Source organism: Pseudomonas sp. JV245A, from assembly GCF_032424515.1.
GTDB lineage: Bacteria > Pseudomonadota > Gammaproteobacteria > Pseudomonadales > Pseudomonadaceae > Aquipseudomonas > Aquipseudomonas protegens.
In genome coordinates, this window is sequence record NZ_VYKE01000016.1 from 46,222 (window position 1) to 63,772 (window position 17,551).

Consider the following 17,551-nt stretch of genomic DNA (forward strand, 5'->3'; position numbering starts at 1 on the left):
GCTTGCTGCCCTTGGAGCCCAACACTGAACCTGCCTGGCAGATAGGTGTTGAGCTCCGGCGTCGCTCTACAAACAGCGATCGATCATTTTGCCTGGCTATCCGTTATGTATCTCTTGAACAGTGATCGTGCGCCATAGGCGGGCAATATATTGAAGAATGCAAAACAGACCTTGATTGCGATCTGAACATAAATCATGTTCAGGATGTCGTTGTTTTGCATGGATCCATAGAATGCGATGTAGCAAAACACGAAGCTGTCGATGATGACCGCAAACAAGGTGCTGAGGAATATCCGCAGAAATAGGAATCTGGAATTTGTGAGTTCCTTTATCTTGCACAGCAAATATGAGTTTATGTTTTCAGAAACAAGGAAGGAAACGGAAGACGCTACGAGTACAGACGACACCTGGATAATAACGTCGTTATAAGGTGTATCGAGTTTCCAGCCTGGCAGTCCGGGGAGAAAAGTGGACGCGTAGAGCAGGATGATGATCATGGCGTTGCTTGCAAATGCAAACAGAATGGCTCTTCTGGCGAGCCTGAGTCCGAAGTTCTCGTTCAGCAGGTCAACGATCAGGAATGTCAGAGGGTACAGAAAGGTGCCGGGGGTAATAATGATGTCGAGGGATTCAAGGTAGATCGGCTTTGTTGCAGCGATGCTGGTGAAAATATAAAAGGTAAAGAGCAGCAGGTTGAGGATGATGTAGATCATCCATGAGTTTTCATTGCGGTCGTTCAAGTCGTATGCAGTAAGTGTTCCTCCTTGTGAGTAGAACTTTTTATACAGGTTTTTAACTTCCATTTTGTTTAAGTTATCCATTATTTCGCTGTTCACTACTTCGCTCAGCTTTATTTTTATGACCTTGCCGGTGTCGATGATCATGATCACGGCCAGGTTTTTATTGTTCTCAAACCCCAGAAGCTTGTACTTGCTGTTCTCGATATCACCTTCATAGGCAGTCATTGAAGCGTTCCTCAATGATATCGCCGACGACAGATATACGATCTGGGTCGAAGACGACCTCGTTCATGATCAGCAGTTTCCTGGTCTGTTTGTCGTAAGCCAGTTTTTCCTTTTCATCGGTGATCGTCCCCTTTTGCACGATCAGCAGGTCGCCGACCTCATACATGCCCTTGATATCGTTTTCCAGGCGCACGGCTATCAAGTTAGAGGATGTACCGAAGTAGTAGGTCAATGGGAAACAAGTGGCGAGTTCGCCAATACGTTTATCCATGTTGGCCATCAACTGGCTTTCCTTGAGGATCGGAACAGCAGCCGGGTTCATGTTCCCTTGCGGGGAAATGCTGCTTTCGATGATCTCCTTCTCTTCAAAGTCGACGGTTTCTATTTCCTCATAGGAAATACCGAAGAAGTCGGAGATTTTTCGAATGGTGGACTGCTGGACGTTGCTGACCTTGCCTTCCAGGATGTTGTATATGGTTGTTCTGGTCAGGCCACTGGCGTTGCATAAAGACAGTTGTGTCTCTCCGCGACTTTTAATCAGGTATTTGATATTGCTTTTTAAATACTCTGTTCTTTCTCTTCTGTGCATCAAATGCCTCACCATTTCCTTATAGTCGTAATGCATCGAATTTTTTAGCGTTCACATCGCGCATGACATCGATTGCCTGGTGCCAATAGCGGGATCACTGTGGCAGAAGCCTGTCAGTTGCTTGTGTGTTGTCTGGTAATTCGCTAGTGCTCCTTTAGCCAGCCTGTATCCGTCCTGGGATACTTCGCTACGGGGACTGTGGGCGATCAAGTCGCTGAGAGGGGCCGGTTTGCACAGGGCCGCAACGGACAAGTGTTGCATGCGTCAGCCATGACAATAAAGCCCCAGGGGTTGGGCATTATCACTCTCGCCCTGAGGCTTGCACCGGCAAGGCTGCGCCGATGTCCTTCCACTTCAAAAAAGAAGCATTTAACTTTGGGGATGTTTAATTTTTTGATTAATTCTGTTACGCCTTATACAGTCTTGACCCAGGGCCCGGATCAGCCCGATTCACACCAACGAACGTAAAACCCAGGAAGCACGTCCTCGTTCGTGGCGCGCAGCACTCAAGGAAGGGGCACAGATTTATGGCAGCCGATACCGAACCACTGAGGAACCAGGCCGACTTGCTGCGATGTGGCTTGGCGGACCTGCGAACAGAAGACGCCGAGCTGGCCAGGATCCTGGACGCTGAAGTAAGCCGGCAACAACGCACGCTTTCCCTGGTTTCATCCTCCTGTGCAGCCACTCCCAGAAGCCTTGCCGCCTCGGCCTCGGCGCTGGTCAACGTGACGGCGCAGGGGGTTGCGGGCAAACGCCATCACGCCGGGTGCGAAAACGTCGATCTGGTGGAATCCCTGGCGATCCGCAGGGCACGGGAGCTGTTTGCCGCGCAATACGCCGCGGTGCAATCGCACTCGGCCTCGAACGCCAACTACCAGGTGTTGTCCGCGCTGCTTGAGCCGGGGGACACCCTGCTCGGGATGGCCCTGGATCATGGCGGCGACCTGACCCACGGCAGCTCCCTCGCTTTTACCGGTGCCCACTACAAGGCGATCCGCTACGGCACCACGGCCCAGGGCACCATCGACTACCAGGAGGTACGTCAGCTGGCGATGGCCCATCGCCCGCGCATCATCATCTGTGGGGCAACGGCTTATTCGCGGGTCGTGGACTTCCAGCGTTTTCGCGACATTGCCGATGAAGCCGGGGCCATCGTCCTTGCCGACATCTCCCATATCGCCGGCCTGGTTGCCACGGGGCGTCATCCGAGCCCGATCGATGTGGCGCACGTCACCACCACTTGCACCCACAAACAGCTCGCCGGGCCACGCGGCGGCCTGATTCTTTCCGGGCGGGACGCGGACACCAAGGTGCCCGGCCTGAGGTCGAGCTTTCGTCGGGTGCTCGACCAGGCAGTTTTCCCCGGGATGCAGGGGGCGCCTGCAGTCAACATGATCGCCGCCAAGGCGGCCGCGCTGGGCTATGCCATGTCTGCACAGTTCGATGCCTACATGGGGCGGATTCGCGCCACGGCGGATGAAATGGCCTGCGCGTTCATGGCGCGGGACTACGAGGTAATGGGCGGCGGGACGGAAAACCACACGATCCTGTTGCGTTTGCCTAAGGGCATCAGCGGCTCCCTCGCCGAATCGGCATTGGAAAAGTGCGGAATCATCGTCAGCAAAAAACGCGCACCGGGGGAGACTCGATCGTCATTTGCCGCCAATGGCTTGTGTATCGGCACGGGCTCCATCGCACAGCGCTATGTGGACCCCCAGGGCTGCCGGCAGATCGTCGACCTGGTGTGCCGGATACTGGATCAGCTGCAGCCGCGGGGCGAGCAGCCATACGTTCTGGAGCCTGCGCAGCAGGAGTGCTTCCGGCTGGAGACCGAGGCGTTGTGTGCGATGTACCCCATCCTTGAGTACGGGGATCGCTGAAGAAAGAAAAGCCCCGTCTTCACGCTGGAATACGGGGCTTTTCAGGTCTGCAGAAGGCTGTGCTGGCGCTTCGCGAGCAAGCTCGCTCATGCAGCGGCGGGTTACAGCTGTTGTTGCGCGCTGTAGCCTTCGAACGCGGTCTGCTGCTGGATCGCGGTAACGATGTTCTTGCGGGTGGCCTGCTGTTCGTTGCCATCCTTGTCGAGGAACATCTCGCTTTCCAGTTCCGCCTCGTCGCCTTCGCCGACAAAGCTGAAGCCGAGGAATTCGAAGGCTTCACGGTCGACGTTGGCCTTGGAGCGCGGGCGCATCGGCAGGGTGACGCTGACGCCGTCCTTGCTGATGGCGAACACTTCCATTTCCTTCTTCGGACGCGCCTTGCTCTTGCCGCCGCTGGGGTTGCTGATGGCCTGGTGGGTCTGGTTCAGCACCTTCAGGGCCAGGCCGTAGACCAGCTCCTGGAAGTCCGGATCGTCCTTGTAGCTGGAGAGAATCCGGCTGATGGGGAATTTCTTGCTCAGGTCTTCCAGGGCGGCGAGGTCGGCGGCCTCGGCGTCTTTGAGCTGCTTGAGCTGGCCCATGAGTTCATAGGCGGTGTCGTCGTCAAAGCGGTCGTGGGCCTGGCGAATCGCTGCGCGCAGTTCGCGAATCTGGTCACTTTCTTTCGAGGTGTGGAAGGCGTCGAGCACCATCTCGCTGATGGTCTTGGCCTGGGACACGTGTTGTGAAAGATGAATGGCGTTTTCGTATTCGGCCTTGTTGGACAGGGCGACTACGGATTCTTCGGTGTTGGAATCAGGCATTGAACATCCACTACTTGGTTTAACAGGTTTGAGGCGCGAAAGGCCCAGGGGGATTTTCGGGGGCGCCTAATCTATTGGACCCGGGCCCTATTGTCACGGACCAAGCGACGGCCCTGCAGCCGCGCCTCTTTCAGACCGGCCTTCGCGCCACAGATTCCCTGTCGTTCAAAGCACTTGTGTATCGCTGACCCCAGCCTCCAGTTCCTGGCGCAGATCGCTGCCTCGGCGGGCGATGAATACCAATTGCGCGGCATGCTCGGTGGGCTGATCGGCGGCCAGGGTGAACTGGCTGCGGTTGCCCACATGCTGCAACCAATAAGGTTGTTCATTGCCTTCAAGGCGCACCAGGCCCTTGAGGCGCAGCAGGTCGGCGGGCAGGCGCGCCAGCCAGTCCCGCAAAGCCTTGGGCTGCAGCGGTCGCGAGCTTTTCCACACCCAGCTTTCGAACAACTGGTCGTGGGCCTGGGGCAGGGCCTTGAACAGCACTTCGGTGGAGCGCACCGGCGGCGCCAGCAGCAGCTCAGGGGGCAGCTCGGCCTGCACCGTGTCGAACACCGGGGCGCGATTGCCGAGGCTGGCGCGGATGCTCTGCAATTGCTCGGCGCTCACCAGGTCGGCCTTGTTCAGCAGCACCCAGTCGGCGCAGGCCACCTGGGCTCGGGACAGGCGGGCCATTTCCCCTTCCAGGTCCTGGTAGCCGCTGGCGTCCACCAGGGTGATCACCGCGTCCAGGTGCAGGCGGTTGCGCAGTTGCGGGTAGCCGATGGTCTGCACGATGCGCTGCGGGTCGGAGACGCCGCTGCACTCGATGACAATTCGCTCCAGGGCCGGGCGCAGCTTGGACAGGCTCACCAGTTGCGCCAGCAGGTCCTCCTGCACGGTGCAGCAGATGCAGCCGTTCTGCAGGCTGTACACCGCGTCGGTGACCTCGGCGATGATCGCCGCATCGATGTTCAGCTCGCCGAAATCGTTGACGATCACCGCCAGCCGGCCGCTGTCGGCGCGTTGCACCATGCGGTTGAGCAGGGTGGTCTTGCCGGCGCCGAGAAAGCCTGCAACCACGGTTACCGGGATGCTCGGGGTGCTGTTCATTATTCCTTGCCCTCGATCACCGGTGGCAGGCCTTCCCACACCGCTTGCAGCGGGGTGTCGCTGAAGGTGCCCTGGCGGTCGTAGACCAGTTGCCCCTCGACGAAGGTCAGTTGCACCTGGGTGTGGTGGATGTAGTTGCGTGCGCCCTGGGCGAACAGGTCGCGGTCGAGGACGATCAGGTCCGCCGACTTGCCGGCCTCCAGGCTGCCGGTCAGGTGCTCCAGGCCCATGGCGTGGGCGCCGTTGAGGGTCGCCACTTGCAGGGCCTGTTCCAGGCTGATGGGGTCACCGAAGGTGTCGGGTTCCTGGTTCCACGGGTTCTGCCGGGTGACCATGGTTTCCAGGGCCAGCCATGGATCGATGGACGCCACCGGCCAGTCGGTGCCGAACACCGCGATGCCACCAGCTGCCAGCACGCCCTTGAAGTCATAGATGCGCTTGAGGCGTTCCTGGCCGTAGCCGGAGCGTGCGCCGCTGGCGAACGGAGTCGGGTACCAGGCTGCCGGAGAGAACTCGGCGATCACGTCCAGGGCCTGGAAACGCTTGAGGTTGCCCGGGTGCAGCAGGGTGCTGTGGGCGCACTGGTGACGGATGCCGCTGTTGCCGTTGCGCCGCCGGGCCTCGGCCACGGCATCGAGGAACACGTCGGAGGCGCCGTCGCCGGTGCAGTGGGCGATCACCCGCAGGCCGCGCTTGTCCATGTCCACCACCATGTCGGTGATGTGTTCCGGGGTCAGGTTGAGCTTGCCGCGCCAGCTCGACTCTTCCGGCCAGGGGGTCAGCAGGTAGGAAGACTTGGGCTCCACGGTGCCATCGAAGTGGAACTTCACCGCGTTGGCACTCAGGCGCGCGCTGCGATAGAAATGCCGCTCGCCACTGAGCAGTTCCCAGCGCCGGCGCACCGGGAAGATGTCGTCCTGCCAGCTGATGGCGGCTTCCACCCGCAGGGTCAGCTCGCCGGCATCGTCCAGTTCCTTGAGGGCCTGCAGGCGGTTTTCGCAGACGTGCACGTACTTGGTGGCGGTGACCCCGCGAGAGGTCTGGAAGTGCACGCCATCGCGATAGGCACGGCGCAGCACCGACACCGGAGTTGGCGGCATGGCGGCGTGGATCAGGGCGTAGGCGCCGTCGATCAGCAGGCCGTTGGGCTCGCCGGTCAGCTCGTCGCGCTCCAGGTAGCCGTTGCGCGGGTCGCTGGTGTGGCGGTCGATGCCGGCCAGTTCCAGGGCCTTGGAGTTGACCATCATGGTCCCCCACATGCGGTCCAGCAGGGCCACCGGGCGGTGCGGCATGACGCTGTCGAGCCATTCGCGGCCCGGGGTCAGCCCGGCTTCGCGGAAGGTGTAGCGCACCCAGTACTGGCCGTAGATCCAGCCGTCGCCGGGATGGCTGTCGGCATAGGCGTGGATCGCGGCTGCCAGTTGCTCCGGGGTCGGGTCTTCGATGCCCACGTCCAGGTCGTCGGCGTAGCGCGGGGCCAGGGCCAGGTCCGGGTGGGTGTGCATGTCATGCAGGCCGGGCATGCAGAAGGCCCCGTCCAGATCGTGCTGGCGGGTATTGGGCCCGATCAGCGAGGCCAGGGAAGCGAGGCTGCCCACCGCGATCAGCTTGCCCTGGCGGATGGCCACGGCGTCGGCCCAGGGCTGGGCCGGATCGAGGGTGTACATCCGGCCGTTGTGCAGCACCAGTTCAGCGTATTGATCGACGGCGCTATGGGTGGAGTTGAATTGGTCGGAAGCGGTCACGGGGTCAACCTCTCAAGCAGGGGGCCCTTCAAAGGTGGGCAAAAAAGTATGGCGCAGCAGTGTTCTTGTCAGAGGTACCAGGGCCGCTGGGCGGCCCGGGTCATGCATTCAGCGTTGTGCGCCCAGGGTTTCGACAAAGCCGGCAATGCGCTGGCAGGCGTCCTTGAGCACCTCGTCGGCGACGGTGAAGGAGATCCGCACGAAGCCCTCGGCACTGGCGCCGAAAGCCTGGGCGTCGAGCACCGAGACCCCGGTGGCGCGGAACAGCTGCCAGGCGAAATCCATGCTCGACAGGCCGGTGCGGCGCACGTCCACCAGCATGAACATCCCGGCTTCCGGCTCGCGGCAGTCCAGCAGTTGCACCTGCTTGAGGCCCGCCACCACCAGGTCGCGGCGCCGGCGATAGACCTCGCGGGCGCTGCCGATCACTTCTTCATCGAGCTCCAGGGCCTTGAGCGCGGCTTCCTGGATAAACCCCGGCAGGCCGTAGAGCATGCACAGCAAGAGGTTGTCCAGATGCCCGACCAGGGCCGGCGGGGCGATCACCCAGCCCACGCGCCAACCGGTCATGGCATGGGTTTTCGACAGGCTGTTGAGGATTACCGTGCGCTCGGCCATGCCCGGCAGCGAAGCGATGCTCAGGTGTTCGCGGTCGTAGGTCAGTTGCCCGTAGACCTCGTCGGAGATCACCCACAGGTCATGCTTGCGCGCCACCTCGGCCACGGCTTCCAGCTCCTCACGGCTGTAGACGTTGCCGGTGGGGTTGCACGGGGTGGCCAGGGCAATGCCGCGAGTCTTGTCGGTGAGCGCCGCTTCCAGGGCCGCGGCGGTCAGGCGAAAGCCATTGGCCGCCGGCTGCTGGACGCAGGCGATCTGCGCCCCCGAGGCGTGGATGCAGGCCTCGTAGGTCAGGTACATGGGTTCTGGCACCAGCACTTCGTCGCCGCTGCTGAACAGGCACAGCGATGTGGCGAACAAGCCGTTCTGCGCACCCGCCACCAGCGCCACGTTGTCGGCGCTGACCTCGATGCCCAGCAGGCGGCGCTGCTTGGCGGCGATGGCCTCACGCAGGGCCGGGCGGCCGAGGACGTGGGTGTAGTGGGTGTCGCCTTGCTCCAGGGCGGCACTGGCGGCAGCGCTGATGCGCTCGTCGGTGGCGAAGTCCGGGTCACCGACGCTGAGCACGATCACGTCTTCGCCGCGCCCACGGGCCTCGATGGCCGCGTAGTGGATGTCCCAGGCGCTGACGGATTCGCCGCTGATGCGCTGTACGAAAGGTGAGTAACGCATGTTGTTCTCCTCACGGGCCTCGCTGCCCGCGCAATGAATGGGTTCAGGCCTGACGCTGGGGGACCTTGCCCAGGCGTGCGCACAGATGTTCGATGACAAAGGCCAGGACGATGTAGATCAGTGCCACGGCCAGCAGCGGCTCGTAGACTTTCAGGGTCTGGGCCCGTACCAGGTTGGCCGCGCCCAGCAGGTCGGTGACCGCCACGGTGGACGCCAGTGCAGTGGCCTTGAGCAGCAGCACGCATTCCCCCACCAGGGTCGGGCGCACCAGTTCCAGGGCCCGGGGCAGCCACACCCGGCGCAGGGTCAGCCAGTGGCCCATGCCATAGGCGCGGGCGGCTTCCAGCTCGCCTCGGGGCACGGCCCGCAGGCCGCCACGCAGCACTTCGCCGACGTAGGCGCCGACACTCAGGGTCAGGGCCAAGGCCACATACCAGAAACCTTCGCGCAGGTAGGGCCAGAGAAAGCTGCCGCGAATCGGCGGGTAGGCGGCGAACAGGCTGCCGACCCCGTAATAGAGGATGTAGATCTGCACCAGCAGCGGGGTGCCGCGAAACACACTGATGTAGAACTGCATCGGCGCACGAATCAGAGGATTGCGCGACACCCGGCCCAGGCCCACCACTACTGCCAGGGCAAAGCCGCAGATTCCGCTCAGCAGCAGGAGCTTGAGGGTGATGCCCAGGCCGCGCAGCAGCTCGCTGGAAAAACCGTTGATCCAGGAAAAGTCCATCCGAGTCTCCTAGTGCTGGGGCAGCCAGCGGTTGGTGCGTCGTTCGAGCACGCGGAACACGCTGCCGGACACCAGGGTGATGACGAAGTAGAAGGCTGCGACCGCCAGGTAGAACACTAGGTAGTGCTTGGTGGAACCGGCTGCCTGCTTGCCCACCGAGAGCAGCTCGCTGTAGCCGACGATGCTGATCAGCGCGCTGTCCTTGACCAGTACCAGCCACAGGTTCGATAGCCCGGCCATGGCATAGGGCAGCATGCTCGGCAACAGGATGCGCCGCACCAGCAGCCAGCGTTCGATGCCGTAGGCCCGGGCCGCTTCGATCTGGCCGTAGGGAATGGCCTGGATCGCGCCCCGGATGATCTCCGCCGAATAGGCGCCCTGGACGATGCCCAGCACCAGCACCGCGGCGATGAAACCGTTGACCGTGACGCTCGGCCGGTCCATGGCGGCCATGGCCATGTTCAGCAGGTCGGTGCCGGCGTAGTAGAGCAGCAGAATCAGCAGCAGCTCGGGCATGGCCCGGTACAGGGTGGTGTAGGCGTTGGCCAGCTTTACCAGCCAGCGCGGCCCCTTGAGCTTGATCATCGCCACCAGCAGGCCGATACCCAGGCCGAGCACAAAGGCCCCGGCGGAAATCTGCAGGGACACCAGCGCGCCCTGGGCCAGGGCGCCGAGCCAGCCGTCGGCGACGAACAGTTGGGAAAGGTCGGACAGAGAAATCATGACGTATCCAGTCAACGCCGGCGGCCCGCGCAAACGGGCCGGCCGGACGGCTTAGTTGGCAGAAATGTCGACGCTGAAGTAGCGGCTGCGGATCTTGTCGTAGGTGCCGTCGGCCTTGAGCGAGGCCAGGGCGGTGTTGATCCGCTGCTGCAGGGCGCTGTCACCCTTGCGCAGGCCGACCCCGATGCCGGAACCGAACAGCGGGTCCTTGGGCGCCAGGCCCTTGTCCGCCAGGCCGGCGCCGGCCGCGGTCTTGAGGATCGGCTCGATGGTCAGGGCGTCGGCCAGCATCACGTCGATGCGCCCGCTCTGCAGGTCGGCGATCATGTCGTCCTGGGTGGTGTAGTAGCGCAGGGTCGAGGTCTTGCCGTAGTAGGTCTTGGCGAAGGTCGCGTTGGAGGTCGAACCCTGCACGCCGATCAGCTTGCCCTTGAGGCCTTCGGGGGTGGTGACCAGCTCCAGGCTCTGGTCGGCGACCCACATGGCCGGGGTCTGGTAGTAGGGCGCAGAGAAGTCGATGACCTTTTCCCGTTCGTCGGTGATGCTCAGGGAGTTGAGGATGGCGTCGATCTGGCTCGATTGCAGGGCCGGGATCAGGCCGTCCCAGGCCACTTCCTTGAGTGGGCACTGGGCCTGCATGCGGTCGCACAGAGCCTTGATCAGCTCCGGTTCGAAGCCGCTCCAGTCGCCGTTGCCGCTTTTCATCGAGAACGGCGGGTAGGGTTCCAGGGCGATGCCGAAGACGATCTTGTCGGCGGCCACGGCGTGGCTGGCCAGTGCACTGAACAGGCAACCGGTGGCGAGCACCTTGAGCAGGTTTTTCATGGCTTTACCCTTTATCGAAGTTGTTGTTTTCAAGGATTGAAGCGAAACGTCAGACGCGGTTTTCCTGAGCCATGACGAATTGCCGGCAGCGCTCGCTGACCGGGTTGAGGAACACTTGCTGGGGTGGCCCTTCTTCTTCCACCAGCCCCTGGTGTAGGAACATCACCTTGCTCGACACGTCCCGGGCAAAGGCCATTTCGTGGGTCACCAGGATCATGGTACGGCCTTCCTCGGCGATGCCCTGGATGACCTTGAGCACCTCGCCCACCAGTTCCGGGTCCAGGGCCGAGGTCGGTTCGTCCATCAACAGCACCTGGGGGCGCATGGCCAGGGCCCGGGCGATGGCCACCCGCTGTTGCTGGCCGCCGGAGAGAAAGGAAGGGAAAGCGTCGCGCTTGTTGGCCAGGCCGACCTTTTCCAGCAGGTGCTCGGCATGGGCGATGGCGTCCTTGCGGTCTTCACCGAGGACATACACCGGCGCTTCGATGACGTTTTCCAGGACGGTGCGGTGGGGCCACAGGTTGAAGCTCTGGAACACCATGCTCAACTGGGTGCGCAGGCGCGCCACCTGGGCCGGGTCGGCGACCTGCGGGTTGCCGGCACGGTCGGTCCTGATGCGCACTTCTTCGCCATTGATGCGCAGGCTGCCGCTGCAGGGAATCTCCAGCAGGTTGATGCAGCGCAGCAGGGTGCTTTTGCCCGAGCCGCTGGAGCCGATCAACGACACCACTTCGCCTTCATTGGCGCGCAGGGCGATGCCCTTGAGCACGTGGTGATCGGCGTAGCTCTTGTGCAGATCATCGATCGCCACCACGGGATTGACGGAGTTGGGCTGCGATTGCAAGGGTCGACCCTCTTGTTATTGTGCGATGGCCGGGCAGTACCCGGCACAGGGTAGGGCTTGAGAATTAGCCATCGACGGCGGCGGGTCAATCGAGCATTTTTAGTGGGACACGGTAATTTTTTTCAGTAATGGGCTTTTTTTTCGGCGACGAGCAAGGCTATTGCCGGACGCCGATTGCAGCTATGGTGCTGCCACTCGTTTTTTTGTAGTCGAGGCATGATCGGTATGCGTTATCCCTCCATGACCGCGTTGCGCGCTCTGGACGCGGTGGCCCGCCTGGGCAGTGTCGCCGAGGCCGCCAATGAGCTGAACCTGACGCCCAGCGCCATCAGCCACCAGATCAAGAGCCTGGAGCAGACCCTGGGGTTTGCCCTGACCGAGCGCCAGGGCCGCAGCATTCGCATCACCTACCAGGGGGAGCGCTATGCCCGGGACATCCACCTGCTGCTGGCCAATATCCTCGAGGCCGGCCAGCGCTCCGATGGCCAGCAGGTCAGCGGCCGGCTGTGCATCAGCAGCCCGCCGGGGTTCGCCACCTATTGGCTGTGCACCCATATCGCCGAATTCCAGGCGCTGTATCCCCAGGTTGAACTGCAGTTGGTGTCGCCCCGCACTCCGGGGGACACCAGCGACAGCAGCGTCGATCTGTTCGTGGCCTATGGCATGGGCGACTGGCCCAACCAGCACGTGCAGAAGATCGTCTCCCTGCGCTATTTCCCGGTGTGCAGCCCGAGCCTGGTGAATGCCATGGGTGGCCTGAAAACCCTTGATGGCCTGGATCACGCCTTGCTCCTGCACATGATCGACTACTCCGACTGGCGGGTCTGGCTGGCGGCCGCCGGGGCGCCGAATGTCGACGTGCGCCGGGGCATCGTGTTTGCCGACGCGCACTTCGTGCAGTCGGCCTGCATCGCCGGCCAGGGCATTGCCATGGGCGACAACCTGATCAGCGGCGAAGCCCTGGCCCGGGGCCAACTGGTGCAGCCCTTCGGCACCGAGATCGAGTCCAATCGCGGCTACTACCTGGTGGCCGACCTGCTCAAGTCCGAGCGGCCGGTGGTGCTGGCGTTCAGCGAGTGGGTCAAGTCCCAGCTGCAGGGCATCACCCGCTTGCACCCGGAACCCCGTCGCAACGGCAAAGCGTGAATTTTATTGAGCAATCGCCGCGATTTTTTTCGATTGTTGCCCCTTGGGTGCAGCGACTAATGTCCCTCGACATCAGCCGGGCGCAGGGTGTCGCCCGCACATAAGAACAAGAGGAAGTAGTCGATGACCACCTGTGCGCAGTCCCTGGTTCGTTTGCTGGAAGGTTATGGCGTGGACACGGTATTCGGGATTCCCGGCGTACACACCGTCGAGCTCTATCGCGGCCTGCACGGCAGCCGCTTGCGCCACGTCAGCCCACGGCATGAACAGGGGGCCGGGTTCATGGCCGACGGCTACGCCCGGGCCAGCGGCAAGCCTGGGGTGTGCTTCATCATCACTGGCCCTGGCATGACCAATATCCTCACGGCCATGGGCCAGGCCTATGCCGATTCGGTGCCAATGCTGGTGATCTCTACCGTCAACCGTCGCGAGCACCTGCGCCTGGGCCACGGCCACCTGCACGAACTGCCGGACCAGCGAGCAATGGTGGCCGGGGTCTGCGCCTTCAGCCACACCCTGCAAGCGCCTTCGGAGTTGCCGGAACTGCTGGCGCGGGCCTTTGCCGTATTCAAGTGCGCACGGCCACGGCCGGTGCACATCGAGATTCCCCTGGACGTGCTGGAGATGCCCGCCGATAACCTCAACCTGATGCCCCGCAGCCTGCCTGGCGCGCCGGCGCCGGCCGGGGCTTCGATCGAGGCGGCGCTGGCCTTGCTCAACAGTGCCCACCGCCCGTTGATCCTGGCCGGTGGTGGTGCCCGGGGTTGCGCCGAGGTCCTGCGGCAATTGGCCGAGCGCCTGCAGGCGCCGGTGGCCCTGACCACCAACGCCCGCGGCCTGCTGCCTTGCGGCCACCCGCTGTTGCTCGATGGCGTGCAGTCCTCGGCCCATGGCCGGGCGCTGATCGACGAAGCGGATGTGGTGCTCGCCGTGGGCACCGAGCTTGGGGAAACCGACTACGACTTCTTTGGCCTCGGGCCGCTGCGCTTCAAGGGTTCGCTGATTCGCCTGGACATCGACCCGATGCAGGTCATGGGCGTGCAGCGGGCCCATGTCGGCCTGGTGGGGGATGCCCTGGAAGGTTTGCAGGCACTGCTGGGCAAGGTGGCGCCTGCCAATTCCCGCGGGCGCTGGGCACTGGACAGCGTGCAACGGGTGAACCAGACCGAGCGCGCCGGCTGGACGCCCAAGCAGCAAGGTTTGCAGGGCCTGCTGGACCTGCTGCGGGACAATCTGGATGCACCGATCCTGGTGGGCGACTCGACCCAGCCGGTGTACCAGGGCGCCTGTGGCTACCAGGCCCCGGCTCCGGCCAGCTGGTTCAACGCCGGCAGTGGTTACGGCACCCTGGGCTACGGCTTGCCGGCGGCCATGGGCGCCAAGCTGGCGCGCCCCGAGCGGCCAGTGGTGGCGCTGGTGGGGGACGGTGGCCTGCAGTTCGCCAGCGGCGAGCTGATCGCGGCCAAGGAAGCACAGATCGGCGTGATCCTGCTGGTGTGGAACAACCAGTGCTACGGCGAGATCCGCGACTACATGCAGGCGCGGGATATCGTGCCGCTGGGGGTGGACATCCTCACCCCGGACTTCCAGGCCATGGCCCGAAGCTTCCATGTGGCGCACCACCGCGCCGACACCCCCGCGCAGCTGCAAGACCTGTTGCACACCCTCAAGGACACCCGGCAGCCGGTGATGATCGAGGTCGATGCCGGCGCCTACCTGGCGCTGGGCTGAACCCAAGCCGGGCACAAGGAACGCGCTTTACAGGATGCAGGTGGGTTACATTGGCGGCGCCCGCCCGGGCGCGCCTTGCCACTTGAGGATTCAGGGATGAATTGCATTTTCTGCCAGATTGCCGCCGGCACCTTGCCCGCCGCACTGGTGTACCGCGATGAGCACTGCATGGCCTTCATGGACGTGCATCCGCTGGGTGAAGGGCACCTGCTGCTGATCCCCCAGCAGCACGTAGAGAAGCTCGAGCAATTGCCCGGTTTCATCCGCCAGCACCTGTACCAGGTCTTCGATGGCCTGCTGGCGGCGCAACGGCGTGCCGGCTACGGCGTCGAAGGCACCCACCTGCTGGTCAATGACGGCCGCGCCACCAACCAGCACATTCCCCATGCGCACCTGCACTTGATCCCGCGCAAACGCGGCGATGGCCTGGGGTTTGCCGGGCGCTTGCTGCTGCATTTCACTGGCTTGTTCGGCCGCCGGACCCAACTGGAGGTGTTGCAGCAGCAGGCCACGAGCATCGCCGAGCAGGTGCGGGTGCCCTGGGTCAGTGAAACCCCGGTGGGTAATCGCTGATATGCACCTGAGCCGCGCGCTGGCGCTTGAATATGCCGAAACCCAATACCTGCGGGCCCGGGTCCAGGGTCTGGCGAGCCTGCCGGGCAACCCTTATCGGGCCTGCCTGTATGGTGAGCCGGGTTGTGGTGCCTTCGTCGTCGGCGGCAACCCCAGCCCGATGATGAACCGGGTACATGGCGACAGGGCGCAGGATGCCCGGCGCCTGGTCGATCTGCTGCAGAGCTGCGTGGCTTACGCCCCGGCGATCGCCTTGATCGCCGAGTCAGCCAAGGTTGTGCCCACCCTGGAGCTGCAAGGGTTGCCGTTGCAGCGCCTGAAGGGCTGGACTCATGGGCAGCTGTTCGCTCCTGTGGGCGAGATTGTGGCGCCGCCTTCAGTGCTGGATATCGAGCCGGTGACCGCCTCGACGCTGGAAGTGTTCTGCACGCTGCACCGCGAAGGCTTCAATACCCCTGCGGCCGCTCGGCCGGCCACCCAGGCGGCCTTTGGTGGCTTGCTCAACGATGGGCGCGGGCATTTGTACCTGTTGCGGGAGCAGGGCGTTGCGGTGGCCGGCGCGGCGCTGTTCATCGCCGACAACGGCGTGGCGTACCTGGGCACCGCCTTTACCACCCGGGCCGCGCGGGGCCTGGGTTATCACCGGGCCCTGATCGCCCATCGCTTGCAGCAGGCTGCTGCTTTGGGGGCCCGGAGCGTGGCAGCCACCGCCCTGGTGAACTCGCAAAGCCGGCGCAACCTGGAGCACTGCGGCTTGCGCTTGTCCCACCTGCAAACCCTGTATCGGGCCGTGCCCTAGCGGGGGCTCTATGGCGCCGGGTCGAAGCGGATCGACTGCAGGATGGCCCCCAGGGTGGCGAAATCCTGGAAGAACCCTACGCTGTCGGCCACCACCTGACGCTGGCCGCTATCGATCACCGCCGTCAGGCAGGTACCGCCAACGGCATGAAAGCCGGTTTCCTCATCGCTGATGCCGCAGGTCTGATAGGCCAGCAGGCCTTGCCAGCCGGGGCCGTTCACCTCAAGTACCGGGCTGGGCTCATCCCTGCCGGCGCTGCGCATCCAGACGCCATTTTCCAGGTAGAAGAACAAGCCCTCGGCGGCCTGCTCCAGGCTGCCTTGCTGCAGGCACAGTTGCAGGGTGTACTCCTCGCCCGGGCGTTTTTTCGGGTGATCCAGGGTGAGGCAGTTCTGTGTCTGGTTGAGCGTCCAGCCTTTGGGATACTGCAGGCTGAAACCCTGGCCCTGAAAGCGCGGCGAGCCCTGGGGTAATACGGGTTTTCCGGCTTCCTCGGGCAAGGGTTCGTACAGGCTGGGATCGTTGCGACAGGCTGACAGCGGGCGGGCCTTGGCCTTGTGCAGTTGGTCGAGGCGATGAGTCCGGGGATCCGCACTGGCGCTGACACAAGCGCAGCCGTAGCCGTAGTGATTGTTGGTGCGCACCCATTGCTGGTCGTTGAAAGTGGGCCACTCGCCCTCGGCCTGATAGCCGCCCTGGCTGGCGATCTCCCAGACGCCATCGCGGTCGGTCAGGGTGGCGTTGGCTGGCGTGGGGTTCTCGAACCAGCCGCAACGGCGTTCGACTTTGGCTGGCGCGGCGAACGCGGGCAGGGCGATAACCGTCAAGAGGGTGCAGAGCATGACGCGCTGAAGCATGGAGCATCCTTGTTCGAGGGGCGGGCCGGGGACAATGGAGCGCTGCTTCGGGCACGTCAAGCCGGGCATGGGGGCCGTCGCGATAGCGGCGCATCTGCACCAGTCTGTCACCAGCCTCGCGGCAGTAGGCCCATGGCTGGGCAGGGTTAAGGGTTTGGCAGGTCCGGCCGAAACAGCGGTTGGGAAATGGCGTAATCTCGCGCCTGGTCAACGAGCCGTCCACCCGCCCTGAGGCATGTCATGCAACGGATGCTGTGCAGCGTTTTAAGCCTGACGATCATCCTGTCATCGCTGGGAGCTTGTACTACGGCTCCGGTCGGGCCGACAGTCGAGGGGCCGCAGGTGTATGGCTACACCCTCAATCAGCCACTGAGCCGCGAGCAGGTGCAGCGGCTGACCGACACCGGCAAGCACTTTGTCGGGGCCTTCAAGCTGTATCGGCAGGAACTGCCGGACGGCAGCCAGTTCGGTTTCTACACCAACTACCGGAACTGGCTGAATACCCTGGCCCGTACCAGTCGAGAGTTTCCTGCCGAGAGCGATTGCCTGGTGGCCCAGCAGGCGGACCAGTTGCAACTCACCACCCTGATCGATGACTTCAATGCCCGTCAGGCCCGCCCGACGGGAGTGCCACGTCTGGTGGGGGATGTCTACGCCGTCCAGGCGCTGGACGCCTGTCAGCGTGTCGGCGGCCAGGGGCCTGGAACTGACGCTTTTCGCTATACCCTCTGGGCCACGCTGCAAACCGAGACAGCGGCCCACGATCAGGGCTTTCTGCGCAAGGTCGAGGACCCGTATGCCCAGGCCCGAGGCATTGCGCAGGTGATTGTTCTGCTGCCCTTTGCCGCGCTGGCCGCGTTCATGGGGGGCGGTTGCACCGACTTGCAGTCGCAGCCCGATGGTGACGGCTACTGCGCCCGGCAGCGCGCAGGTGCCGGCAAATGAGGTGCAGG

General features: G+C 63.2%; 17 protein-coding genes. 6 read left to right on the top strand and 11 right to left on the bottom strand.

All coding sequences use genetic code 11. The features are described from left to right. Window positions 1-83 precede the first annotated feature (83 nt). Both F6S12_RS07330 and F6S12_RS07335 read right to left on the bottom strand, forming a co-directional pair. The gene (locus F6S12_RS07330; protein ID WP_015636913.1) at window positions 84-965 is read right to left on the bottom strand and encodes a queuosine precursor transporter; all 882 of its coding nucleotides are present in this window, start codon (window positions 963-965) and stop codon (window positions 84-86) included. After that, on the bottom strand, window positions 952-1,554 hold the full coding sequence (locus tag F6S12_RS07335) for a helix-turn-helix transcriptional regulator (RefSeq protein WP_041120706.1): 603 nt from the start codon (window positions 1,552-1,554) through the stop codon (window positions 952-954). Before F6S12_RS07335 ends, F6S12_RS07330 begins: the two co-directional genes overlap by 14 nt. Before the next feature lie 527 nt (window positions 1,555-2,081). Between F6S12_RS07335 and glyA the strand changes: the two genes are divergently transcribed. Further along, the gene (glyA, locus tag F6S12_RS07340) at window positions 2,082-3,437 is read left to right on the top strand and encodes a serine hydroxymethyltransferase (RefSeq protein ID WP_053159994.1); all 1,356 of its coding nucleotides are present in this window, start codon (window positions 2,082-2,084) and stop codon (window positions 3,435-3,437) included. A gap of 101 nt (window positions 3,438-3,538) precedes the next feature. On the opposite strand, the gene F6S12_RS07345 is transcribed toward glyA, so the two are convergent. The 8 genes from F6S12_RS07345 to F6S12_RS07380 form a co-directional block, all read right to left on the bottom strand. Continuing rightward, the gene (locus tag F6S12_RS07345) at window positions 3,539-4,240 is read right to left on the bottom strand and encodes a hypothetical protein (protein ID WP_011063277.1); all 702 of its coding nucleotides are present in this window, start codon (window positions 4,238-4,240) and stop codon (window positions 3,539-3,541) included. Between the two features lie 165 nt (window positions 4,241-4,405). Beyond that, window positions 4,406-5,332, bottom strand: coding sequence for a CobW family GTP-binding protein (locus F6S12_RS07350; RefSeq protein ID WP_011063276.1), 927 nt, complete (start codon window positions 5,330-5,332; stop codon window positions 4,406-4,408). Beyond that, the gene (locus F6S12_RS07355; protein ID WP_011063275.1) at window positions 5,332-7,077 is read right to left on the bottom strand and encodes an amidohydrolase; all 1,746 of its coding nucleotides are present in this window, start codon (window positions 7,075-7,077) and stop codon (window positions 5,332-5,334) included. The genes F6S12_RS07350 and F6S12_RS07355 overlap by 1 nt, the downstream gene beginning before the upstream one ends. A gap of 108 nt (window positions 7,078-7,185) precedes the next feature. Beyond that, window positions 7,186-8,367, bottom strand: a complete 1,182-nt coding sequence (locus tag F6S12_RS07360; protein WP_011063274.1) for a pyridoxal phosphate-dependent aminotransferase — start codon at window positions 8,365-8,367, stop codon at window positions 7,186-7,188. A gap of 43 nt (window positions 8,368-8,410) precedes the next feature. Continuing rightward, window positions 8,411-9,100, bottom strand: coding sequence for an ABC transporter permease (locus tag F6S12_RS07365; protein ID WP_011063273.1), 690 nt, complete (start codon window positions 9,098-9,100; stop codon window positions 8,411-8,413). A gap of 9 nt (window positions 9,101-9,109) precedes the next feature. Next, on the bottom strand, window positions 9,110-9,823 hold the full coding sequence (locus F6S12_RS07370) for an ABC transporter permease (protein ID WP_015636909.1): 714 nt from the start codon (window positions 9,821-9,823) through the stop codon (window positions 9,110-9,112). A 51-nt stretch (window positions 9,824-9,874) separates the two neighbouring features. Beyond that, complete coding sequence (locus tag F6S12_RS07375) at window positions 9,875-10,648, bottom strand: transporter substrate-binding domain-containing protein (protein WP_011063271.1); 774 nt, start codon at window positions 10,646-10,648, stop codon at window positions 9,875-9,877. Window positions 10,649-10,697: 49 nt separating this feature from the next. Continuing rightward, entirely contained in the window at window positions 10,698-11,492 is a 795-nt protein-coding gene (locus tag F6S12_RS07380) for an ABC transporter ATP-binding protein (RefSeq protein WP_011063270.1), read from the bottom strand. A 225-nt stretch (window positions 11,493-11,717) separates the two neighbouring features. Between F6S12_RS07380 and F6S12_RS07385 the strand changes: the two genes are divergently transcribed. The 4 genes from F6S12_RS07385 (at window position 11,718) to F6S12_RS07400 (ending at window position 15,741) form a co-directional block, all read left to right on the top strand. Further along, the gene (locus tag F6S12_RS07385; RefSeq protein ID WP_015636908.1) at window positions 11,718-12,638 is read left to right on the top strand and encodes a LysR substrate-binding domain-containing protein; all 921 of its coding nucleotides are present in this window, start codon (window positions 11,718-11,720) and stop codon (window positions 12,636-12,638) included. 123 nt (window positions 12,639-12,761) lie between these two features. Continuing rightward, entirely contained in the window at window positions 12,762-14,369 is a 1,608-nt protein-coding gene (locus F6S12_RS07390; protein WP_077934733.1) for a 5-guanidino-2-oxopentanoate decarboxylase, read from the top strand. 96 nt (window positions 14,370-14,465) lie between these two features. After that, a complete protein-coding gene (locus tag F6S12_RS07395) occupies window positions 14,466-14,942 on the top strand; it encodes an HIT family protein (protein ID WP_011063267.1) in 477 nt (158 codons plus the stop codon). A 1-nt stretch (window position 14,943) separates the two neighbouring features. Next, the gene (locus F6S12_RS07400; protein ID WP_011063266.1) at window positions 14,944-15,741 is read left to right on the top strand and encodes a GNAT family N-acetyltransferase; all 798 of its coding nucleotides are present in this window, start codon (window positions 14,944-14,946) and stop codon (window positions 15,739-15,741) included. A gap of 8 nt (window positions 15,742-15,749) precedes the next feature. Here F6S12_RS07400 and F6S12_RS07405 read toward each other — a convergent pair whose 3' ends face one another. Next, window positions 15,750-16,598 carry a DUF4087 domain-containing protein gene (locus tag F6S12_RS07405; protein WP_183000059.1) on the bottom strand — a complete coding sequence of 283 codons (849 nt, stop codon included), beginning with the start codon at window positions 16,596-16,598 and terminating at the stop codon, window positions 15,750-15,752. 240 nt (window positions 16,599-16,838) lie between these two features. Here F6S12_RS07405 and F6S12_RS07410 point away from each other — a divergent pair, with 240 nt between their 5' ends. After that, entirely contained in the window at window positions 16,839-17,543 is a 705-nt protein-coding gene (locus F6S12_RS07410; protein WP_315868809.1) for a hypothetical protein, read from the top strand. The last annotated feature ends 8 nt before the right edge of the window (window positions 17,544-17,551 follow it).